This window comes from uncultured Sulfitobacter sp. (genome assembly GCF_947497275.1).
In the GTDB taxonomy this organism is placed as follows: domain Bacteria; phylum Pseudomonadota; class Alphaproteobacteria; order Rhodobacterales; family Rhodobacteraceae; genus Sulfitobacter.
This window is the reverse complement of record NZ_CANMFS010000013.1, coordinates 46,909-67,563: the sequence shown is the minus strand read 5'-3', so window position 1 is coordinate 67,563 and position 20,655 is coordinate 46,909. Positions and strand designations below refer to the sequence as shown.

Genomic DNA, 20,655 nt, shown 5'->3' with positions numbered 1-20,655 from the left:
GTCAGCCCGTGAGGCCCAGACGCGATTGCAGCCGCGCCGCAGCATCGAGCGGCAGATCAATGTGATCCATATATCCCATGACCGACCCGTAGGTCGCGTCGATGTAGGACAGGAACCCCGCCATCGTGCTGGCAGGGCTTTCGAGCAGACGCGCGTAGGCCTCTACATCACCACCCCGCGCGCGCGAGGCGTCGAGGAACTGCGCCACGAGATCGGGAATCAGCGCCTCGGTCATGGCGTAATCCGCGACAATCTCGCGCGGTGTCACGCCGGCAATTCCCAAGAGCAGTGCCGCGATGATGCCGGTCCGGTCCTTTCCGGCGGTACAGTTGAACAGAACGGCCCCTTCCCGCACCTCGGAAATCCGGCTCAGAATGTCGCGGATCGCCGTTCCCCGGGTTTCGATCGCCGTGACATAGAAGGCAAGCAGCGGATGGCCGTCCGGTGCCTCGCCCTCGGCGAGTGCTGCGGGCGACAGGGCCCCGAACAGGGGTAGATTGACGAACTCGACGCCGGGATGCGTGCCGAACAGACTTGGCGCCTCCATGACTTCGGCGGGTGTGCGCAGGTCGACCACTTGCCGCAGCCCTTCGAAATGCAGCCGCGAGGCTTCGCCGTCCTCCAGACGATGCAGGCAATCGGCGCGCAAAAAACGACGCCACGGTATCTGGGTGCCCTGTGCGGTCGTGTATCCGCCCAGATCGCGCAGATTATAAGTGCCGCGAACGGTGAGATGGCGCGCGGGGGTGCTCATGTGGGAAATCCTGTCATTGTTCATAGATAGCGTGCCGCGATTGAGGCTTCAAGATCCACGCGGCGCTGGATAGGTTCGGACAAAAGGAGCCGCCATGACCGACCCTGCCTATTTCCTGTACCACTCCATCGGCCAGTACCCGCAAAAGGCGCAGGACATGGAAGCGGCGTTGGCCCAATTCGCCCGCGTCTGGGGGGCGGTTGACGATGCGCAATGGCCAGGGATGCTGTCTGCGCGGGCGGAGTTCATCGACCTGTGGTGCGATCTGATCGGTGCCGAGCCCGGCACGCTCACCTCTGCCGACAACGTCACGACCGCGCTTTATTCCGTGATGGGATCGCTGGGCGCGCGTTTGCGGGGCAAGCGTGTCCTGATCGCAGCGGACTGCTTTCCATCGCTTCATTTCCTGCTGAACGGTCTCGCGGGGCGGATGGGATTTACGCTCGATACCGTCCCGCTGCGCGCGGGCGCGTTTTGGGTGACGGACGACGACATGATCGCGGCCTGGGGGACGGATGTGGGGCTTGCCCTTCTCACCTTCGTGACGTCGACTGCCTCGCACCGTCCCGATCTGGGGCGGTTGTTGGCGCATGGGCGCGATATTGGATCGCTTGTTGGTGTGGATCTGACGCAAGGCATCGGCATCATTCCGTTCTCGTTGCGCGACACGCCCGTCGATTTCTGTGTATCCACCACGTTGAAATGGCTGTGCGGTACGCCGGGGGCGGGGATCGTCCAGATGCGCGCCGATCTAATTGCCGAGGCCGCACCGGAGCTGCGCGGATGGTTCTCGCAGGAAAACCCGTTTTCATGGGAACTGGATGGTTTTGCCTACGCGCCAGACGCGCGACGGTTCGACCACGGGACGCCTTCCCTGATGGCGTGCATCGGATCTGTTCCGGCGCTGAAGTGGCATAGATCGCAGGAAACCTTGCTCTCGCACAACCGCCGCTTGACCAAAGCAATTGCGACGCGGGCCGAGGCGGCTGGCATGCAGATCGCTTCCCCACAAGCAGCTGCGGCGCGGGGCGGATCACTGATGTTGCGGCTGCCCGACCGGGTCGATGCAACGGCGCTGGTGGATCATTTGCGCACGCGGCGCATCCACGTTGACGCACGCGGGCAGATCCTGCGCCTGTCGCCCGGCGCGATCACCCGAATGGATCATGTAGAACGGTTGTTCGAGGCGCTGAAATCCCAGATCCAGTGCGGTGCCTGAAGATTGTCGCAGAACCGCTGTATCCTGTTCATCGCCCCGTCCGCGCCGATGTCGATGCTGTCGCGGTCGCACGGCTTTGTGGGTGGGATGGCTTTGTGAGTGGGATGAAGTTGCTTTCTTTGCCAAGGTACGCTTGTTCCCGTGCGCGAAACATGACTCCATGATCGTGCAGGAATGAAAAAGGGTCAGGGATATGAAGAAGATTGCCGTTGTCACCGGTGCCGCGGGCGGTATGGGGCGCGCCATCGTGGCGCAGCTGTTGGAGGACGGAATGTTGGTCTGCGGACTGGACGTGGATCGTGCCGGTCTGGATGATCTGGCGCAGGACGACCGGTTCACCGGTATCGTCACCGACCTGACGGACGGGGCCGCGACCAACGCCGCCTTTGCCCGGATCGAGGCGGCGCACGGCGGGGTGGATGCGCTGGTCAACAACGCGGGCACCTGTCTCATGTCGGAGTTCCCGGATATCCCCGAGGCCGAATTCGAAAAGCAGATGGCGCTGAACTTTTCCGGCGCGTTCCACTGTTGTCAGGCGGCGGTCAAGCAAATGATGGGGCGCGCGGGCGTGCGCAAGATCGTCAATATCTCGTCAAACGGCGCGTATAATTTCGACGCCTTCGATCCGCCGCATTACCGCGCGTCGAAGGCTGCACTCGACACGCTGACCAAGGACCTCGCGCGGCGTTATGCAACCGACAAGATCGCGGTAAATTCCATCGCTCCCGCAATGACGGAAACGCCGCTGTTCGGCGTGGTGAGCAAGGAAGTGCTGGACAAGGCGATTGCCCAGATGCCGCACGGCCGCGCGATGCAGCCCAGCGAGATCGCCGCGTGGGTCGGGTTTTTGATCTCCCCCGCCGGTGACATCTCCAGTGGCAATGTCATCATCCTCAATCAGGGGCGCGACGTGCGGTAGCCCTCAGGTGAACCAATCGGGCGCTTTTTTCAGGTCCGGCCACTGGTCGGGGCTGTGGCCATAGATCACCATCGCGTCGCGGTCCTGCGCCATTTTCATGATCCGCGCGCCGTGGTGGATCGCCAGGGTTTCATCCCATGATCCTGAGAACTTCTCGTCGATTTCCGCCGCGCGGCTGATCGCGTCGGAGGTCAGCAGGATCGCGCCGGTGTTGGGCAGGTCGATCATGAAGGCAAGCTGGCCGGGCGCGTGGCCCGGACACAGCAGCACGGTAAAGCCAGGACCGATTTCGGTATCCTCTTCGATCAGAATATACTCGGCGTCGGGCCAGTCCATCGACTGTTTACCCGACCAATAAAGCGGACGGGGCAGGGCGCGCTCGGCCGCCGCGATCAGGATCGGCACACCGGGAAAACCGGCCATATCGCCCACATGGTCGATGTGCGTGTGGCTTTGGATCATCAGCGTCACGTCGGATTTCGACAGCCCCAGCTTGGCCAGTTGCGGGCCGACCATGTTGTCGGGCGTCACGGACAGCACGCGACCGAAACTGCCGAGATCATCCTCGCGCGTCGCCGCCTTGGCATCTTCGGCGTATTTGGGCGGAAAGCCGGTGTCGATCAGCACGGTCTCATCCGCGTCCGTCTGGATGACAAAGCCGCAGATGCCGATGATGCGCCCGTTGGCGTGGACCTGAAACAGACCGTAATCAAGTACCGCCATGCGAATGGGTTTGCCCTTCAGGCGGGTTTGGTTTTTCATGTCAATCACCTCGCGCAACTGCACGCGAGTAAGCGAGGGCGCGGAATGAAAGTCAAGATACACACGTTGTTTCAATATCTTCTGGAGACCACGCAAGCGGAGCCTGAAGCCATCGTGGGGTTCTCGCTGGCTGACTCTCCGGTGCTTGGCGATTTCCTGCCCGACCTTGATCCGACGCTGAGGCTGGACTGGAACAACCGTGATTTTACCGGTCTGCCTGAGCTGAAGGAGCACGTCTTACGGCAGGCGAGTCTGGGCGGCCTGTTCACGCCTGCCGATGTTCTGATCACCGCCGGTGCGGCAGAGGCGAATTACCTGGCGATCATGCAGCTGGTGCAGCCGGGCGACGAGATCGTGATCGAGACGCCGGGCTGGCCGCAGGCCGAGGTTCTGGCCAAGGCGATCGGCGCGGATATCGTCAAGGTCACGCGACGCGAGGAGGAGGGATGGCACCTGCCGCTGGACGCGCTGGCGGATGCGGTATCCGCAAAGACGCGGATGATCTTTCTAACCAACCCCAACAATCCCACGGGGGATCTTTTGTCGGATGCGGAGCTGCGCGAGGTGGTGCGCATCGCGGACCGGGCGGGTGCGTGGCTGCTGGTGGACGAGGTCTATGCCGGGCTGGAATGGAACGGACCGCGCGCGGCCTCCGTCGCGGGGATGTACGCACGCGGGATCACCACAGGCTCGGTCAGCAAGGCGCTGGGTCTGCAGGGCCTGCGCACCGGGTGGCTGATCTGTCCCGATGCAGGTATGGTGCGCGATGCGGTGATCCTGCGCGAAAACTCTTCGGAAATCATGAACATCATGGGCGAGGTGATCGCCGAAGTCGCACTGCGCCCCGACCGCTATGACGCCGCAATGACGCAGGCACGCGGCGCGGGCAAGGCGCATCTGACGCAGATGAACGAGTGGATCGCGGCGCAGCGGGGACTTGGCTGGGTCAGCCCGCGCGCTGGTCTGATCGGGCTGGGCCGCTTGCCTGAGGGCATCGACAGCGATGCGTTCGCGCGATTCCTTCTGGGCGATCCTTACCGCACATTCGTGCTGCCGGGCAGCGCCTATGATCAACCCGGACATATCCGTCTTGGCGTGGGCGGCGGCGCGTCGGTCAATCTGTCGGACGGGCTCGACCGGCTTTCCTGCGCGCTCTCGGATTGGCAGGCAGCCACACCGGTTTGACTCAACCCTGCACGCGGTGCGTGCCAGCGATGTAGCCAAGCACCGTGGCCGCCAGCAGACCGTTGCCGGACAGATATCCGCTGTCGCCTGCGCCCGATACGCCGCAGGCCGCCCCTCCGGCGGCGTACAGGTTGTCGAAGCAACCGCCGGACGCCCGGCGCACCAGCGCGCTGTCAGGATCGATGTCCAGACCGCCTTGGGTATGGAACAGCGCCCCTGTCACCTGAACGGCGCAGAACGGCGGCTGCAGGCGGGGCACATCCCAGTTGCGTCCGAAGGAATCCGTCTTTGCATAGGGGAGTTCATCGACTGTGGCCGCAAGAACGCCCCGCGGGAACTTGCAAAGTTCTTCCAGTGTTTCGATGCTGCCGGCCTGTAATATCGCGCCCTGCGTTTCCGCCTGTTTGAAGTCGGCGAATTGCCGTGCGGTCCCCCCGATGCGCGCATCGAAAATGGTCCATGCCACACCGCCCGGTTGCGCGAGCACGGCGCGCGCGGCCTCGGAATAGCCTTGCGCCTCGTTCCAAAAGCGTTTGCCTTCGATGTTCACCTGAAAACCACCTTGGCTGATGACCGCCCATGTGATCAGTATCCCGTGCGGGTGGGCGACGTTGCCGTGGCCCTGATACGCGCCGAGATGCCGGGTGGCGGCGCCCAACGCCGTGCCCCACAGCACGGCCTCGCCCCGATTGCCGTCGTGGCCGAACCACACCCCGTTATCGATATCGGGCATGTGAGCGGACACCATCTCGCGATTTCCCCCAAATCCGTTGCAGGCAAGAATAATGCGTCCCGCGCCAATGGTCTCGTGGCTGCCGTCGGGTAGGGTAAGGCGAGCGCCGGACACGCGAGCGCCCTTGGCGTAAAGCACATCGGCGCGGCGATCGCAGATCAGCGGAATGTCCAGCGCCTCGATCCTGCTGCGCAGCGCGTCGATAAGCTCGGCTCCCGATCGGGCCGGCAGCCCGTGCATCCGCCGCCGGGCGTGGCCGGGGTAATCGAAATCGGTGATGACGGAAAACGGCAGGCCGTGCCTATCGGCCAGCCATTCGATCACCGGAGCCGCCCCTTGCGCGAGCGCGTTTTCCAGCGCGTGCTCGTTTTCGTCGTGGGCCTTTGCGCGGATATCTGCGGCAAACAGGTCGGGCGTGTCGTCGATGGCTTCCGCGCGCTGAAACCGGGTGCCGGCGGCCGGGATCAGACCGGCGCTGAGCGCGGTTGAGCCGGTCGGCAGCGGATCTGCTTCGACAATCATAACGTCCTGTCCCGCCTCGTGCGCGGCAAGTGCAGCAACCATTCCACAGGCGCCCGCGCCGATGATCAGGGTTTCGACGTCGATATCGTAACTTTCGCGCGGCAGCTGGACCTCAGGATCGGCCATCGAATTTCTTTCCCAAAGATAGCATTTCCGGCGTTCCGATGGCGTCGTTCAGTCCATCAAAATCATGCATCCGGTCCGAGAAGGGCTTGTTAGAGCCTGCTTTGTGGAGACTCGCATAGTAATCCTGCGCCGTGCGGGCCAGCGCGCGCACGATGCCGCCGGGAAAGATAACCACGTCGAATCCGATCTCCTGCAACGCATGTGCCGATGAAATCGGCGTCGCGCCGCCTTCGACCATGTTGGCGAGCAGCGGCACGCGGCCCTTGAAGCGCGCGGGGATGTTAGCCAGCTCGTCGCGGTCGCGCGGAGCCTCAATGAACAAAACATCGGCACCCGCCTCGATATAGGCATCGGCACGGTCCGCGGCGGCGGAAAAACCTTCCACTGCGATGGCATCCGTGCGCGCGACAATCAGCGTATCGTGCCGGCGTGCATCAGCCATCGCGGCGATCTTGCCTGTCATCTCGTTGACGGGGATCAGCGATTTGTCCGACAGATGCCCGCATTTCTTCGGATAGGTCTGGTCCTCCACCTGCAAGGCGGCCGCGCCCGCGCGTTCGTAGCTTTGCATGGTGCGCCGCGCATTGAGCGCGTTGCCAAAGCCGGTATCGGCATCCATGATCACCGGCAGATCCGTGCGGTCCGCGATCAGCGCCATCGTCTCCGCCATTTCGCTCGCCGTGGTCAGGCCGATGTCGGGACGGCCCAGCCGGGTGTACGCGACTGCGGCACCGGAGAGATACAGCGCCTCGAACCCCGCATCGGTGGCCAATGCGGCGGTCAGCCCGTCGTAGACGCCCGGCGCGATAAGGATTTCCGAAGCGGTCAACCGGTTGCGCAGGATCATGACGCACCGCCAATCAGGGCGGTGGCCTGTGCGCAGGTCGTGATCTTCGAAACCGAGCCGAGCGAAACGAGTGTCGCATCGTGCACGTCTGCCTTGAACGCGGCGCATCCATCGGACAGCAGGATCGTGTGAATGTCGCGCAGATGCGCGTCGCGCACGGTGCTGGCGACACCGCCGTTGGTTACGATCCCGCCGATGATCAGCGTGTCGATGCCCGTTTTGCGGAGGACATATTCGAGGCGGGTCTGGTAGAAGGCGGAATAGGCGACCTTTTCGACCGTGAAATCGGCGGGGGCCAGTGTATCGGTAAGCGCGTGGCCGAAGCTGTTGGGGGCGAAATCGCCCTTGGTCAGGAATGGGCGTAATGTCCTGAGGTGCTCGGCAATCAGCGGCTCACCTGCGCGTCCGGGTACCAGGGTGAACTGCGCGGAAATATATGTACCGCCCGCCGCGAGCAACACGTCGCGCAAGGGTTTGATCCGGTCGGGCAGGGCCGCGATCGCCTCCGCCGATTGTCCGGCACGTCCGTACGCGCCTTCGGGGTGCAGAAAGTCGTTCTGAAGATCGATTGTCAGAAGTGCGGTGCGCGCGGGGATCATGGGGTCGCCCTTTCAATCAGTGTATTTCCGAAGGCGTCGATGCGCCCGACAAGATCGGGTTCGATCAGCACGGTCGTGTCCGGCTGCTCCAGAATCGCCGGACCGGCAATTTCGGCACCCACCGGCAGGGCAAGCCTGTCGTAGAGTTTGGTTTCGTGCCACGCGCTATCGAAGTAGACTTGACGCGTGCCCTTGAACGCCGCCTCGACGGAACCACCCGCCGGGGCGAGCGTGGCCAGATCAAAGCGCGGCCGTTTGCCCGTCACCGCAGAGCGCAGGTTGATCACGCGTCGGGTGCCGTTCGCCAGCAGTCGACCGTATGTGGCGCGGTAGGCGCCGTCGAACGCTTCGCCGATCTGGTCCTGCGTCGGTGCGGACACCTGCCCGTCCGTTACATCGACATTCACCGGCACGCTAACGGTGTGGGTCTGGCCGAGGTAGGCCATGTCGAAAGTGAATGTGGTCTCGCGCGCCTCAAAGGTCGTACGCGCGGCGTCGAGCATGGCGAGCCCGTCGTCGACGTGGCGTTGCATCTGCGCGCCGATGGCCTGCGCATCGATCCCGTCGAGCATGGCGTTGACGGTCTGCACGAAATCCTGCCGCATATCGGCGATGACACAGCCCATCGCGGAGGTGACACCGGGATAGCGCGGCACGATGGCCCGGGCGAGGCCCACATCGGCCAGCATCGCACCGGAATGAAGCGCGCCGCCGCCACCGAACGGCATAAATGCAAAGCGTTTCGGGTCGAACCCGCGTTCGATGGAGACAAGCCGCAGCGCCCCCGCCATCCGGCTGTTGGCGACGCGCAGGATTGCCTCTGCGGCGGCCAGCGCATCGAGGTTCAGCGGCTTGCCCACATGTTCGAGGATTGCGGCCTTGGCGGCCTCTACATCAAGACGGGCAAGCTTGCCGCCGATGGGATTGTCGGGGTCGATCCGGCCCAGAACCACGTTGGCATCCGTCACGGTGGGGCGGGTATTGCCCTGGCCGTAAGCAACAGGGCCGGGCGTCGATCCCGCGCTTTCCGGCCCGATGTTAAGCAATCCGCCTCTGTCCACCCAGGCGATGGATCCGCCACCCGCGCCGATGGTCGTGATTTCGATCATCGGGGAGCGGACGACCATGCCGAAGTCGATGGAGGTTTGCGGGGACAGCATGCTTTCGCCCTTGGCAATCAGCGACACGTCGAACGATGTGCCGCCCATATCGCCGGTGATGACGTCGGGAAAACCTGCTGCCTGCGCGATATAGCCTGCAGCGATCACCCCGGCGGCGGGACCGGACAGCGCCGTGCGCACTGGCAATTTCGCCGCAGTGTCCACATCCATCACGCCGCCGTTCGATTGCACGATCATGAACTCGCCCCCGAACCCGCCATCCTTCAATGCGGTTTCCAGCCGGTTGAGGTACCCCGACACTTCGGGCTGAAGATAGGCGTTGAGCGCGGTGGTCGAGAACCGTTCGAACTCGCGGATCTCGGGCAGGATTTCGGAGGAGGAAGAGACATGCGCGTTGGGCCATATTTCGCGGACGGCGGCGACGGCTTTGACCTCGTTTTCAGCGTTGGCGTAGGAATTGGCGAACAGGATCGCCACGGCGCGGCAATCATCCGCGATCAGCTGGCGGGCGGCGTCGCGCACGGCGTCGAGATCGACGGGCGTGCGGATTGTACCATCGGCAAGCGTGCGTTCAGGCACCTCAAGACGGTGTGCGCGGTCGACCACGGGCGTGAACTCTCCGCGCAGACCCCATGTGCGGGGTCGGTCGCGGCGGCGCATTTCCAGCACATCGCGCAGACCGGCAGTGGTAATCACACCGATCTTGGCACCCTTGCGTTCGAGCAGCGCGTTGGTACCGGCGGTGGTGCCATGCACAACAACGGACACCGTCGATAGGTCATCGACGCGCGCCCCGATGGCGCCCAGAAACCCGCCCGACTGGTCCGGGCGCGTTGTCGGCACCTTGGCGACCTGCGCCTTGCCGGTCGCTTCGTCGAGAACGAAAATGTCGGTGAATGTGCCGCCCACGTCGACACCGATCATGCGGCTGCTCATTGTGTAACCTCCTGCCACGCCGGGCCATAGTCTGTGTCGGCCTTGTCGGGCGAGAGGAACCCTGCGGCAACGTCGCGCGCCACCGCTTCGGGTGCGCGGTCGGAGGGTGCGCCGTACCCCCCACCGCCGGGTGTGTCGAGCCGCACGGATTGCCCTTGTTCGAGACGGATACCGACCATTTTCGAGGCCATCGGCGGGTGATGCCAGCCGTCGTCCTGCTCATAGCTGAACACGTTGAGCGCCGCATCGCCGCCGCCCGCCACGCCGTGCGGGGCATAGCGTCCGCGCTCTCCGAACAGGAACGCTTTCGCGCCGTTGCCCTCCAGCACTTCGATCTCATAGGTGGCACCCATGCCGCCGCGATGCATCCCCGCGCCTGCGCTGTCAGGGCGCAGGGCCCACTGTTTGAACATCACCGGATAGGCGGCCTCGAGGATTTCCATCGGCGGAATCGTTGCGGTGGAGATCGGCGCGTTGCCGTGGTTGAGCCCGTCGCTTTCGGCGGAGCCGCCATGCCCGCCGCCGTAAAAGCTGAACATTACCCACGGCTGACCATTGTCACGCTTGCCCGAGATCGACAGCGCGTTGATCGTGCCATAGGCGTTGGCCACCACGCGGTCCGGGGCGGCCCCGGCTGCGGCGGTAAATATCACGTCGATCATCCGCAAGATCGTCTCCGTATATCCGCCAACGGGGGCGGGGAAGGGGGCGCACAGGAGCGAGCCGTCAGGGATCTTTACGTTGATGGGGCGCATCACGCCCGCATTGGCCGGAAGGCTGGGGAAAATATGTTTGATCGCGACATAGGCCGTAGCGACCGCGGTAGGCAGCGCGATGTTGACCGGACCGGCACAGCGCGGCGCGGTGCCGTCAAAATCCAGCGTCATGGTGTCGCCGCTGATCTCAAGGGCGACCTTGATCGCGAGCGGCGTATCTGTGATGCCATCGTTATCGAGGTAATCTGTCGCCTCCCAGCGGCCATCGGGCAGATCCGAAAGCTCTGCGCGCATCAACGCTTCCGCACGGTCCTGCAGCGCATCCAATGCGGCGCGTACCGTATCCGCACCGTATTCCGCCAACAGCTCGTCCATCCGGCGCACGCCGAGGTCGAGCGCGCCCAATTGTCCGTTCAGATCGCCCTGTGCGGATTGCGGCAGGCGGGTGTTGCGCATGAGGATCTCGATGATGTCAGTCTGCGTCTCGCCGCCTTTGACCAAGCGCACGGGCGGCAGCACGAAAGCCTCCTGAAACGCGTCTGTGGCCGCCGGGTTGTAGTTGCCCGGCACGGCACCACCCACATCGTGCCAGTGACCTACCGAGGCGAGATAGCAAAACAGCTTCCCATCGTGAAAATAAGGTCTGACAAGGCGCATATCGCTCAGATGGGTGCCGCCGATGTGCGCATCGTTGAAGATATAGATATCGCCGTCTTCCAAATCACCGTTCTTCGCCGCCTTGTCGATCACCGCCTTCACGGCGAACGACATCACACCGACAAAAATCGGCAGGCCGGATTTGCCCTGTACCAGCGTGTCGCCCGATACCGCGTGATACAGGCCGTGCGAGGCATCATGCGCCTCCGCGATGATCGGGTTGAAGGCCGCACGAAACAGGGTCGCGTCCATCTCGTCGGCGATCTGCTCCATGCGTCCGGCCAGTACGGCCAGCGTGATCGGGTCGATTTCTGTAGTCATGACAATGCCTTTGTTTCTGCGATGTCGTTCCAGACATCCTGCCGGGTCAAAAGGCCCTGAATCACCTCGAAGCGGTCGATGAACCGGATGCCGTCGAAGGCGGTGCCATCAGGCCATTCGCCCGACAATGTGCCACGACAGTAGACGATTGCGGCCTCGCCAGCGGATTGCATTGCGTCGATGCCTTCGTAGGTCTTGGCGACAAAGCGGTAGCGGGGCGCGGCCCAGTCGATCATCTCGGTCAGGGTGGTCATCGGTGCGGTGGCTGGAAAAGTCATGGTGAATCCCGCGCCCAGCATGCTGCCCGCAGTGTCCAGATCACGCGCCTCCATCGCGGCGAGAAAGCGACGCACGGTTTCGGCGGGGTCGGGCAGGGCAGGCGCGGGGGTGCGCCGTTCACGGCCACGCATGTAGTCGTTCGATTGCATCTCGTGGATCATGACCGTGACGGCCTCGGGCGGCGCGGGCACGACGATGCGCACGGCGTCCGTCAATGCGTGGCTCAGGCGGGTCTTGTCGGCGTCCGAGTACCCTTCGAGCACATGAATTTGCAGTACCGGCACGTCTGTCCTCCTCTGAAAGCTGTATGTTTTGTAATACAGATTAGACGTTAGGCATAGATCAAATTTTTCGGCCAAAAGCAGATAGATTTCTTGCATTTGTGTTTTTCGCCGTTAGGCTTGCCATACCGGAAAGGGTTCAAAAGTATGCCTGACAGACCTTCTGTGAAAACGCAGAGCGGCCTCCCCGAGGGGGGCAAGGCGCGGCGTGTCTATCTTCAGTTGCACGACGAAATCGCGCGGGGTGTCTATCCGGTCGGCGACATCCTTCCCGGCGAGCAAAAGCTGGCGGCGGCGCTGAACGTCTCACGGGTCACGGTCCGCCGTGCCTTGGACGCGCTGGATGCGGACGGGTTGATCGAGCGGCGCGCGGGGGCCGGTACGCGGGTACGCGCATCGACGGCGACGCCCTCGATGGCTGCCGATTTCACGACGCTGATGCCGCAGGTCGTGGAGATGGGCCAGACGACGACGGCGCGGTTGCTGTCGTTCAGCTATGGGCTGCCGCCCACGGGCGTCGCCGCCGCGATGAAGCTGGGTTCGCAGGCGCGCGTGCAGACCGCCGTGCGCTTGCGGTTGGTCGAGGGACAGGCGTTTTCGCATCTGACGACCTACGTCCCCGAAGCGATTGCCGAGAATTATACCGAGGCCGAACTGGCCACGACGCCGCTGTTCCGGTTGCTGGAGCGGTCGGGCGTCGAGGTCGAGACAGCGGATCAAAGCGTCAGCGCGACGCTCGCCTCGCCGGACGTCGCCGAGGTGCTGGGGCTGAGCGTCGGCGCACCCTTGCTGTCGCTCAACCGTGTCGTGCGTGACGTGGACGGGCGGGGGGTGGAATACCTCGCGGCCCTTTACCGCCCCGACATGTTTAAGCTGGAGATGATGCTGAGCCGTGTGGGCGCCGGCGAAGGCCGGCATTGGGAGCCGGTGGTGAACAAGGCGATGCAGGAGGCTGCGGAATGACGGCGCGCACGATGCTCGACAAGCTGTGGGACGCACACGAGATCCTCAGGCGCGACGATGGCACATCCCTGCTGTGGGTGGACCGGCATCTGGTGCACGAAGGGTCGCACCACGCGTTTGCCAAGCTCAAGGAACGCGGTATGCCGGTCGCACAGCCGGACCTGACATTCGGGGTTGTCGATCACTACGCGCCGACGCGGGCGGGCGACATGGCCCCCGACATTCGCCGGATGATCACGACGCTGGGCGAGAACGCGCGAGAGACGGGGATCAAGCTATTCGATCTGCGCGATCCGGGGCAGGGGATCGTGCATGTGATCGGGCCGGAGCAGGGGCTGACCCTGCCGGGGCTGCTGATCAACTGCGGCGACAGTCATACATCTACCCATGGAGCCTTTGGCGCGCTGGCGTTCGGGGTCGGGGCGACAGAGGTGGCGCATATCCTTGCCACGCAGACGATCTGGCAAAAGCGGCCCGAAACAATGCGCATTCGGTTTGACGGGGCGCTTGGCGCCGGGGTCGCGGCGAAGGATATGGCGCTGCACTGGATTGCGCAGTTGGGCGCGGGCGGGGCGCGCGGTCACGCGATTGAATATACCGGCGCGGCGGTCGAGGCGCTGAGCATGGAGGGGCGGATGACCCTGTGTAACCTGTCGATCGAGGGCGGCGCGCGGCTGGGCATGGTGGCGCCTGATGATGTGACATTTGCATATATCAAGGGGCGTCCGTTCGCGCCGGCGGGCGAGGCCCGGACAGCGGCGGTTGCCGATTGGCGCGCGCTGATAAGCGATAGGGATGCCGCGTTTGACCGCGAGGTGGCGTTTGATGCGGGCGACATCGCGCCGACCGTCACCTGGGGCACCACGCCCGAAGAGGCGCTGCCGATCACCGGTGCGGTACCCGATCCCGACAGCCTGCCGGGGGGCAAGGCGGCGCACGCCCGCGCGTCGCTGGATTATATGAAACTGACGGCAGGTACGCCGCTGGACCGGATCGCCATTGATCAGGTGTTCATCGGCTCGTGCACCAACGGGCGGATCGAGGATTTGCGACTGGCTGCGGCGGTGCTGAAAGGGCGCACCGCGAAGGTGCCGGGGTTGGTGTCTCCGGGGTCCACGCAGGTAAAGGAACAGGCCGAGGCCGAAGGGTTGGCGAAGGTGTTCGTGGATGCGGGGCTTGAATGGGCCGATGCGGGCTGTTCGATGTGTGTCGGCATGAACGGCGACCGCGTCGGGAACGGTAAACGCTGTGCGTCATCCACCAACCGCAATTTCAAGGGCCGACAGGGACGCGGTGCGCGCACCCACCTGATGAGCCCGGCGATGGTGGCCGCCGCTGCGGTCAACGGGCATCTGGCGATGTGCGGCCCCTGCTGGAGGGGCGGACATGAGCGGCTGGAGCATGATCGAAGGGCGTGCGGTGGCGTTGGCGCAGGCGAATGTAGACACCGATCAATTGATTCCGTCGCGGTTCATGTCGCAGCCGCGCAAGGATGGTTATGGAGAGTTCCTGCTCTACGATGCGCGTGTGGATGACGCAGATCATCCTTTGAACCGCCACGCGCAGATTGATGTTCTGATTACCCGTCGCAATTTCGGTACCGGATCAAGCCGCGAGGCAGCGGTTTATGCGCTGGTTGATTTCGGAGTCCGCGCCGTGCTCGCCCCCAGCTTCGGGGATATTTTCGCGGGCAATGCGGTGAACAACGGCCTGCTTCCCGCACGCATCAAGACGGAGGAGATCGAGGCGCTGATCAATGCGCTTGGACAGGCGGATGCGTCGGCGCGCGTGGATCTTGACGCGGGAACCGTAACCGTAGGCGACACCACCGTGACCTTTGATCTGGACCCTGTCTGGCGGCAAAAGCTGATGAACGGCTGGGACGACATTGATCTGACAGCACAGCACGCGGACGCGATCAGACAGTTTTGGGCGGGCAGACTTGCCGCGCATCCGTGGACGAAACCCACGCAATAGCAAGCATGAAAGGCGCGAAATGCGTCACCAACAAGGGAGAAAAACCAAATGAAAAATACAATTCTCGGCGGCATCCTCGCCACGACGGCGCTGGCCGGCACGGCCTATGCGCAGGAAACGATCACTGCCGTGCACGCCTTTCCCGAATCGCTGATCTATACGAAATCGTTTCTGGAATTTGTCGACAAGGTGAACGACGCGGGCGACGGCGTCGTGCAGATCGAAGTGCGCGGCGGACCGGAGGCCATCGGCATGTTCCAGCAGCCCGACGCGGTGCGCGCCGGTGTCGTCGACATGGTCTACACACCCGGCAGCTTTTACGCAGGTGCCTTGCCCGAGAAAGACGCGCTGGTCACGTCGAACAAGGTCGCGGCCGAAGTGCGCGAGAATGGCGGCATCGCATTGATCGACGAGATCCACCAGGAAAAGATGGGCGTCAAATACCTCGGCTGGTTCGATTCCGGGGTCTGCTACAACCTGTGGACGCGCGATGAGCCGGCGCTGGACGACAGCGGAAATCTGGATGTCTCCGGACTGAAGCTGCGCGGCAACGCCGTTTATAATGCGTTCTTCACCGACTATCTCGGCGCGCAGGTGATCGACTTGCCCACCACCGAAGTCTACGCCGCGCTAGAGAGGGGCGTCGTGGATGCGACCGGCTGGACCCAGATCGGTTTGATCGACCTGAAGTGGAACGAGTTCCTGAACTATCGGATCGAGCCGTGCTTTTTCTCGACCGACCTGGGCGTGATTGTGAACCTTGAGAAGTGGAACAGCCTGTCGGAAGAGGCGCGGACAATTGTGCAGGACGTGGCGATTGCACACGAAAAAGAATCCGCCGAAAAGCTGGGCGCCGTGCGCGACGAAGATTTCAAGGCGCTCGAGGAGGCGGGGATGACGGTGGTAACGCTCGAAGGGGACGCGGCCGACGAATATCTGGCGGCAGCGGTCCAGAACACGTGGGACCGCATGAAAAGCCTCATGGAAGAGGCGCCCCAGGGGGCTGGAAACTACGACAAGCTGATCGAGCTTTTTTACGACAAATAGACGAAACGTGGCGCGCGGGATCACCCGTGCGCCTGTCTTACGGAGGCGGCGCACAGAATGGAACTGATCGGCAAGGCGTACCGCGCGGTACTCTACGCGATGGCGGGCATCGCGGGACTTATGCTTGTCTGGTTGATGATTTCCGTCATCATGTCCGTCACCATGCGCAATCTCGGAATGCAGCCTTTTGCGTGGCTGTTCACCTCTTCCGAATACGCGATCTTGTACATGACGATGCTGGGCGCGCCCTGGCTGGTGCGCGAAAAAGGCCATGTGCATATTGAGCTGGTCACGGCCGCCTTGCCCGGCTCCGCACGCCGGATCGTCAGCCGCACGGTGGCGGCGCTCTGCGTTGCTGTCTGTGTGATGCTGGCGTGGAAAGGCGGGGAGCTGATGCTTACCAATATCGCGCGTAATGATCTGGACGTGCGGGCCTATTATTTCCCGAAATGGATACTGACGCTGGCTTTTCCGGTCAGCTTTGGCCTCATGGCCATCGAATTCAGTCGCTTCGTATTCGGCGCTGACCTCATGCACTCCGGCGAAGCGGGAATTCACGAATAATGGAATGGTTTGAATCGCTCGGCCTGCTGATCGGCTCTATCCTCGTGCTGATGGCGATCGGTATGCCTGTCGCGCTCGCGTTTCTGGCAGCGAATATCATCGGCGCGTGGTTTTTCATGGGCGGCGCGCGCGGTGTCACCCTAATGCTCAACAACGGGTTTGGCGGGCTGACCAATTTTGCACTGGTGCCGATCCCGCTGTTTCTTCTTATGGGAGAGATCTTTTTTCACACCGGTCTGGGCGCGCGCATGTTCAATGCCATCGACAAGCTGCTGGGCCGGCTGCCGGGCCGCCTGTCGTATGTGACGGTGCTGGGCGGCACCGCATTCTCGACGCTGTCGGGGTCGTCGATGGGCTCTACCGCCCTGCTGGGCTCTCTCATGGTGCCGGAGATGACGAACCGGGGGTACAAGAAACACATGTCTATCGGTCCGATCCTCGGCACCGGCGGTTTGGCGATCATCATCCCGCCCTCGGCGCTGGCCGTGCTGCTGGCGACGCTGGCGCGAATCGATGTGGGGGCATTGCTGATCGCGGGGGTTGTTCCGGGGCTGATCCTTGCGACCTTCTATATTGCAACGATCTACGTGCAAACGCGGATCGACCCGGATGCCGCCCCAGCCTATGACGTCGAGACGCTGAACACCGGTGCCAAGCTGGGGCTGCTGTTCAGGGACATCGTGCCGATGCTATCGGTGATGGTCATCATCGTGATCGGCATGGTGGGTGGTCTGATCACGCCCTCCGAGGCGGCGGCCTTCGGTGCGCTGGGGGTGTTGATCCTGGGCGTTTTGTTCCGCTGCCTGACATGGGATTCGATGAAGAAATCGGTGATCGGCGCGCTCCGGGTGACGCTCATGGCCTATCTCATCGTGTTCGGGTCCGCGACGTTCAGCCAGCTGTTGGCGTTCTCGGGTGCGTCCAGCGGGTTGATCCGCTGGGCCACCTCGTTCGATCTTGCCCCGGTCGCGATGCTGCTGGTGATGTTCGGGGTCCTTTTGCTGCTCGGCATGTTCATGGAGCAGATTTCGATGATGTTGCTCACCGTGCCGATCTTTTTTCCGCTGGCGGCAACGCTGGGATTCGATCCGATCTGGTTCGGGCTTATCATCCTGCTCGCGCTGGAAATCAGTTTTACCACGCCGCCGTTCGGACTGCTGTTGTTCGTGATGAAAGGCGTGGCGCCCAAAGAAACGACGATGCGCGAAATCTACGGCTCGGCACTGCCCTATATGGCCTGCTCAATGCTTCTGGTCGTGCTGTTGATCGCATTTCCGCAGCTCGCGCTGTGGTTGCCCGGTTTGTGAGGGTGCAGCGGCAACATGCGGGGTGGAAATATCATTTTCCCGATATACTTGATGAAACGCGGCGCTTATGAATGGTCGCAATCCGCGGACGCTGCTGCTGCGTTCGCATCTGTTTTTGGAGTTTGCCCCGATGCGTTTCGTTCCCCTTCTGTCTGCCAGCATTTTCGCGATCGGTCTGGCCCTGCCAGCGTCCGCGCAGGACCGGTCCTTCAACTTCTCACTGCGCGGTGGTGCTGCTGCGGTGCCCGATTACCCCGGTTCCGACAACTATCAGGGTGCTGCGGATTTCGGTTTCAAATTCGGCGCGCTGAAATGGGGCGGCACAGACATCGGCAGCGGTGTGCGCGGCATCCCCGCCAACGGCTTCACCTACTTTGGCGCGTTCAAGGTGATCGGCGAGCGGGACAGCGACGACTATGACGAGCTGACGGGCCTTGACGATATTGATACAGCAGTCGAGCTGGGTTTCGGCATCGGATACCAGCAGACCTATTGGAAGGCCTTTGGCGAAGTGCGCAAGGGTATCGGCGGACATACCGCCGTCACCGGGACCGTGGGTGCCGACTTGATCTATCGCCCCAGCGACCGTTGGCTGTTTACCGCGGGCCCTCGCGTGAACTTCGGCGACAGCGACTATGCCAACACCTATTTCGGCGTGACTGCTGACGAGGCGGCGGCGTCTTCGTTCGGGATCTACGACGCGGATGGCGGTGCCATGTCAGCGGGTATCGAGGTGCAGGGCACCTATTTCCTCGATGATAGATGGGCCATTGAGGGTGCGGTCAGCTATGAGAAGCTGCTCAACGATGCCGCCGACAGCCCGATCACGGCCACCGGATCGGAAGACCAATGGCGTGTGCGCCTGGGTCTGAGCCGCGTTTTCACGCTGAACTTCTAAACGACGGATAGATCCCTTCATGAACCTTGACGAGGCGATGCAATCGCGCCGCAGCATTCGCGGATTTCAGAAAAAACCCGTTCCGCGCGACGTGATCGAAGAGATCATCGCACTGGCCAATCGCGCGCCGTCGTCGATGAACACGCAGCCCTGGCATCTGCACGTGCTGACCGGGAAGCCGTTGGAGAAAGTGCGGGAGGGCAACTCCACCCGCATGCTCTCCGGGATCGCGCCCGTGCGTGAGATCGCTGACCACGGCGCCTATGAGGGTCCGCACCGCGATCGACAGGTTGAAATCGCAAAACAGCTGTTCGCCGCAATGGGCATCGCGCGGGACGACAAGGAGATGCGGCAAGATTGGGTGATGCGCGGGTTTCGCCAGTTCGACGCGCCGGTCTCGATCGTCGTGACTTTCGACAAATCGCTCGACGGTGGCACCATCGCGCACTTCGATCTGGGTGCCGTGACCTACGGTCTGGTGCTTGCAGCGTGGTCGCGCGGATTGGGTGCTGTGATCAATGGCCAGGGCATCATGCAATCGCCTGTTGTGCGCGAGCACGCGCAAATCCCCGACGACGAAGTGATCATGACCTGCGTGGCGATGGGTTGGCCGGACGAGGATTTCTCGGCCAATGCCGTGGTGTCAAAGCGGCGCGATGTAAATGACGTCGCGCGGTTCGTTGGGTTCGACGAATAATTCAGAAATGATGTACTGAAAACGGAAAAAGGAGGATGGGGGCAATCCCATCCTCCTCCGGTGATGGTGTCGCGCGGTACGAGGGTACCCGGCGACACCATACCGTTTTTCCGGTTCAGAAGCCGAGAACCAGAGAAACACCGAGTGTGTTGTCGGTGGATTCTGTGCCAGCAACCGGATCGGTGTTGTAGTCTGTCCGCAAGCTGACCCGTGTCGACAGGTTGTCCGACAGTTTGTAGTTCACGCCAGCGTCGTTCGAGACGATCGTGTTGACATCGGAGCCAAGAATGTCCGTGTCCATTGTGAACGATACGGTATCGTTGAACGCGTAGAAGTAGCGCGAGGAAACGATGAAACCACCTTCGGTCTCAGAGTCGCCGGTCACGTCCTTGAAGTAACGCACGCCGGGGCCCGCCTGCACACGCCATGTGTGGTTTGGATCCCGCAGGACACGGTAGCCTGGACCAAAGCCGAGGAAGGCGTCTGTTTCGGAGCCGTCGATTTCGTCATCGTTGTCGTCTGTCAGGTAGCCGTCATACTGGTACCGGGCGATACCGAACGCATACCATTCGGGTGTGAACTGGCGGCTGCCTTCGTATGTTGCAAAGAATTTCTCTTCGCTGGTGTCGCCATTGTCTTCGCCGTATTCGATGGCGAAGCCCATCAGGTGGTTCCAATCGCCGACACCATATGTCAGGCGGCCGGCACCGGCGACTTCACCTGTGTCGGTGTTGCCGTCCGTTCCGGATGCGGACAAAGCGAACGAACCGCGCCAGCCTTGTGGCACGCCGTTCGGGCCGAAACGCTCGATGTCGTTCTGGTCGTCGAGATCATCGTTTACGTCATCTGTGATGTCGTCGATGTCGTCGTTCAGGGCTTCGATACCGGTGATGCGGGTCTGCGCGAACGCAGGGGCAGCAACGGAAAGTGCCAGCGCGGAAACGGTGGCGAGTTTCAAAAGAGTGTTCATGGGTCATTCCTTTCCCAAAAAGGTGACCCGACCTATCGCAAGGACCGGGAGCTTCTGTGCTGTCAAACCGTATAGAAGAAGCGTATGGGGAAAGCTATATTGATATTAATTGCCTATAAGCTGATAATTTCTCACTTGAAATTTCAGCGGCGCGACAGGGTAAATTGCTTTGGCGGCCATTAGAAAAAGCGTGAAATAACTATGTTGTTTCAATGAGTTGTAAGGTCAAACGGGAAGATGCCAACCGGCAGATTT

19 protein-coding genes and 1 pseudogene are annotated in these 20,655 nt (G+C 62.4%); 11 read left to right on the top strand and 9 right to left on the bottom strand.

The genetic code is table 11. The annotated features are described in order from the left end of the window. Position 1 precedes the first annotated feature (1 nt). Positions 2 to 754: a tyrosine-protein phosphatase gene (locus Q1A06_RS18820; protein ID WP_299567196.1), complete on the bottom strand. Its 753-nt coding sequence runs from the start codon at positions 752 to 754 to the stop codon at positions 2 to 4. A gap of 94 nt (positions 755 to 848) precedes the next feature. Between Q1A06_RS18820 and Q1A06_RS18815 the strand changes: the two genes are divergently transcribed. Both Q1A06_RS18815 and Q1A06_RS18810 read left to right on the top strand, forming a co-directional pair. Continuing rightward, positions 849 to 1,973 (top strand): aminotransferase class V-fold PLP-dependent enzyme, encoded by a 1,125-nt coding sequence (locus tag Q1A06_RS18815; RefSeq protein WP_299567195.1) that lies wholly within the window; start codon positions 849 to 851, stop codon positions 1,971 to 1,973. 193 nt (positions 1,974 to 2,166) lie between these two features. Beyond that, positions 2,167 to 2,892 carry an SDR family oxidoreductase gene (locus Q1A06_RS18810; RefSeq protein WP_299567193.1) on the top strand — a complete coding sequence of 242 codons (726 nt, stop codon included), beginning with the start codon at positions 2,167 to 2,169 and terminating at the stop codon, positions 2,890 to 2,892. Between the two features lie 3 nt (positions 2,893 to 2,895). Here the strand turns inward: Q1A06_RS18810 and Q1A06_RS18805 are convergent, their stop codons facing one another. After that, positions 2,896 to 3,654: an MBL fold metallo-hydrolase gene (locus Q1A06_RS18805; RefSeq protein WP_299567191.1), complete on the bottom strand. Its 759-nt coding sequence runs from the start codon at positions 3,652 to 3,654 to the stop codon at positions 2,896 to 2,898. A 45-nt stretch (positions 3,655 to 3,699) separates the two neighbouring features. Between Q1A06_RS18805 and Q1A06_RS18800 the strand changes: the two genes are divergently transcribed. Beyond that, positions 3,700 to 4,839 carry a pyridoxal phosphate-dependent aminotransferase gene (locus Q1A06_RS18800; protein ID WP_299567189.1) on the top strand — a complete coding sequence of 380 codons (1,140 nt, stop codon included), beginning with the start codon at positions 3,700 to 3,702 and terminating at the stop codon, positions 4,837 to 4,839. A 1-nt stretch (position 4,840) separates the two neighbouring features. Here Q1A06_RS18800 and Q1A06_RS18795 read toward each other — a convergent pair whose 3' ends face one another. Genes Q1A06_RS18795 through Q1A06_RS18770 form a run of 6 tightly spaced genes read right to left on the bottom strand, consistent with a single transcriptional unit; the run spans position 4,841 to position 11,980 of the window. Further along, a complete protein-coding gene (locus Q1A06_RS18795; RefSeq protein ID WP_299567187.1) occupies positions 4,841 to 6,220 on the bottom strand; it encodes an FAD-dependent oxidoreductase in 1,380 nt (459 codons plus the stop codon). Continuing rightward, complete coding sequence (locus Q1A06_RS18790) at positions 6,207 to 7,067, bottom strand: isocitrate lyase/phosphoenolpyruvate mutase family protein (protein WP_299567185.1); 861 nt, start codon at positions 7,065 to 7,067, stop codon at positions 6,207 to 6,209. The genes Q1A06_RS18795 and Q1A06_RS18790 overlap by 14 nt, the downstream gene beginning before the upstream one ends. Further along, positions 7,064 to 7,666, bottom strand: a complete 603-nt coding sequence (locus Q1A06_RS18785) for an isochorismatase family cysteine hydrolase (RefSeq protein WP_299567183.1) — start codon at positions 7,664 to 7,666, stop codon at positions 7,064 to 7,066. Before Q1A06_RS18785 ends, Q1A06_RS18790 begins: the two co-directional genes overlap by 4 nt. Beyond that, complete coding sequence (locus tag Q1A06_RS18780; RefSeq protein ID WP_299567181.1) at positions 7,663 to 9,723, bottom strand: hydantoinase/oxoprolinase family protein; 2,061 nt, start codon at positions 9,721 to 9,723, stop codon at positions 7,663 to 7,665. The genes Q1A06_RS18785 and Q1A06_RS18780 overlap by 4 nt, the downstream gene beginning before the upstream one ends. Continuing rightward, positions 9,720 to 11,417, bottom strand: a complete 1,698-nt coding sequence (locus Q1A06_RS18775) for a hydantoinase B/oxoprolinase family protein (protein WP_299567179.1) — start codon at positions 11,415 to 11,417, stop codon at positions 9,720 to 9,722. Before Q1A06_RS18775 ends, Q1A06_RS18780 begins: the two co-directional genes overlap by 4 nt. After that, positions 11,414 to 11,980 (bottom strand): tautomerase family protein, encoded by a 567-nt coding sequence (locus tag Q1A06_RS18770; RefSeq protein ID WP_299567177.1) that lies wholly within the window; start codon positions 11,978 to 11,980, stop codon positions 11,414 to 11,416. The genes Q1A06_RS18775 and Q1A06_RS18770 overlap by 4 nt, the downstream gene beginning before the upstream one ends. Positions 11,981 to 12,142: 162 nt before the next feature. Between Q1A06_RS18770 and Q1A06_RS18765 the strand changes: the two genes are divergently transcribed. From Q1A06_RS18765 to Q1A06_RS18730, 8 genes and pseudogenes are all read left to right on the top strand, one after another. After that, on the top strand, positions 12,143 to 12,940 hold the full coding sequence (locus tag Q1A06_RS18765; RefSeq protein ID WP_299567175.1) for a GntR family transcriptional regulator: 798 nt from the start codon (positions 12,143 to 12,145) through the stop codon (positions 12,938 to 12,940). Beyond that, a pseudogene (leuC, locus tag Q1A06_RS18760) lies at positions 12,937 to 14,330 on the top strand (3-isopropylmalate dehydratase large subunit). Before Q1A06_RS18765 ends, leuC begins: the two are co-directional and overlap by 4 nt. After that, entirely contained in the window at positions 14,327 to 14,917 is a 591-nt protein-coding gene (gene leuD, locus Q1A06_RS18755) for a 3-isopropylmalate dehydratase small subunit (RefSeq protein ID WP_299567173.1), read from the top strand. The pseudogene leuC and the gene leuD overlap by 4 nt, the downstream one beginning before the upstream one ends. Before the next feature lie 48 nt (positions 14,918 to 14,965). Beyond that, the gene (gene dctP, locus Q1A06_RS18750) at positions 14,966 to 15,964 is read left to right on the top strand and encodes a TRAP transporter substrate-binding protein DctP (protein WP_299567171.1); all 999 of its coding nucleotides are present in this window, start codon (positions 14,966 to 14,968) and stop codon (positions 15,962 to 15,964) included. Between the two features lie 57 nt (positions 15,965 to 16,021). Beyond that, positions 16,022 to 16,528: a TRAP transporter small permease gene (locus Q1A06_RS18745; RefSeq protein ID WP_299567169.1), complete on the top strand. Its 507-nt coding sequence runs from the start codon at positions 16,022 to 16,024 to the stop codon at positions 16,526 to 16,528. Then, complete coding sequence (locus tag Q1A06_RS18740; RefSeq protein WP_299567167.1) at positions 16,528 to 17,835, top strand: TRAP transporter large permease; 1,308 nt, start codon at positions 16,528 to 16,530, stop codon at positions 17,833 to 17,835. The genes Q1A06_RS18745 and Q1A06_RS18740 overlap by 1 nt, the downstream gene beginning before the upstream one ends. 130 nt (positions 17,836 to 17,965) lie before the next feature. Continuing rightward, entirely contained in the window at positions 17,966 to 18,733 is a 768-nt protein-coding gene (locus tag Q1A06_RS18735; protein ID WP_299567165.1) for a MipA/OmpV family protein, read from the top strand. Between the two features lie 19 nt (positions 18,734 to 18,752). Then, on the top strand, positions 18,753 to 19,430 hold the full coding sequence (locus tag Q1A06_RS18730; RefSeq protein WP_299567163.1) for a nitroreductase: 678 nt from the start codon (positions 18,753 to 18,755) through the stop codon (positions 19,428 to 19,430). A 115-nt stretch (positions 19,431 to 19,545) separates the two neighbouring features. Here Q1A06_RS18730 and Q1A06_RS18725 read toward each other — a convergent pair whose 3' ends face one another. Further along, complete coding sequence (locus tag Q1A06_RS18725; RefSeq protein WP_299567161.1) at positions 19,546 to 20,400, bottom strand: DUF481 domain-containing protein; 855 nt, start codon at positions 20,398 to 20,400, stop codon at positions 19,546 to 19,548. Positions 20,401 to 20,655: the final 255 nt, after the last annotated feature.

Bases quoted from the DNA above. Each gene is read 5' to 3' on its own strand.
- leuD (WP_299567173.1), top strand. From the start codon at position 14,327: ATGAGCGGCTGGAGCATGATCGAAGGGCGTGCGGTGGCGTTGGCGCAG.
- Q1A06_RS18745 (WP_299567169.1), top strand. From the start codon at position 16,022: ATGGAACTGATCGGCAAGGCGTACCGCGCGGTACTCTACGCGATGGCG.
- Q1A06_RS18725 (WP_299567161.1), bottom strand. From the start codon at position 20,400: ATGAACACTCTTTTGAAACTCGCCACCGTTTCCGCGCTGGCACTTTCC.
- Q1A06_RS18810 (WP_299567193.1), top strand. From the start codon at position 2,167: ATGAAGAAGATTGCCGTTGTCACCGGTGCCGCGGGCGGTATGGGGCGC.
- Q1A06_RS18740 (WP_299567167.1), top strand. From the start codon at position 16,528: ATGGAATGGTTTGAATCGCTCGGCCTGCTGATCGGCTCTATCCTCGTG.
- Q1A06_RS18735 (WP_299567165.1), top strand. From the start codon at position 17,966: ATGCGTTTCGTTCCCCTTCTGTCTGCCAGCATTTTCGCGATCGGTCTG.
- Q1A06_RS18780 (WP_299567181.1), bottom strand. From the start codon at position 9,723: ATGAGCAGCCGCATGATCGGTGTCGACGTGGGCGGCACATTCACCGAC.
- Q1A06_RS18795 (WP_299567187.1), bottom strand. From the start codon at position 6,220: ATGGCCGATCCTGAGGTCCAGCTGCCGCGCGAAAGTTACGATATCGAC.
- Q1A06_RS18785 (WP_299567183.1), bottom strand. From the start codon at position 7,666: ATGATCCCCGCGCGCACCGCACTTCTGACAATCGATCTTCAGAACGAC.
- Q1A06_RS18820 (WP_299567196.1), bottom strand. From the start codon at position 754: ATGAGCACCCCCGCGCGCCATCTCACCGTTCGCGGCACTTATAATCTG.
- Q1A06_RS18815 (WP_299567195.1), top strand. From the start codon at position 849: ATGACCGACCCTGCCTATTTCCTGTACCACTCCATCGGCCAGTACCCG.
- dctP (WP_299567171.1), top strand. From the start codon at position 14,966: ATGAAAAATACAATTCTCGGCGGCATCCTCGCCACGACGGCGCTGGCC.
- Q1A06_RS18800 (WP_299567189.1), top strand. From the start codon at position 3,700: ATGAAAGTCAAGATACACACGTTGTTTCAATATCTTCTGGAGACCACG.
- Q1A06_RS18805 (WP_299567191.1), bottom strand. From the start codon at position 3,654: ATGAAAAACCAAACCCGCCTGAAGGGCAAACCCATTCGCATGGCGGTA.
- Q1A06_RS18730 (WP_299567163.1), top strand. From the start codon at position 18,753: ATGAACCTTGACGAGGCGATGCAATCGCGCCGCAGCATTCGCGGATTT.
- Q1A06_RS18775 (WP_299567179.1), bottom strand. From the start codon at position 11,417: ATGACTACAGAAATCGACCCGATCACGCTGGCCGTACTGGCCGGACGC.
- Q1A06_RS18790 (WP_299567185.1), bottom strand. From the start codon at position 7,067: ATGATCCTGCGCAACCGGTTGACCGCTTCGGAAATCCTTATCGCGCCG.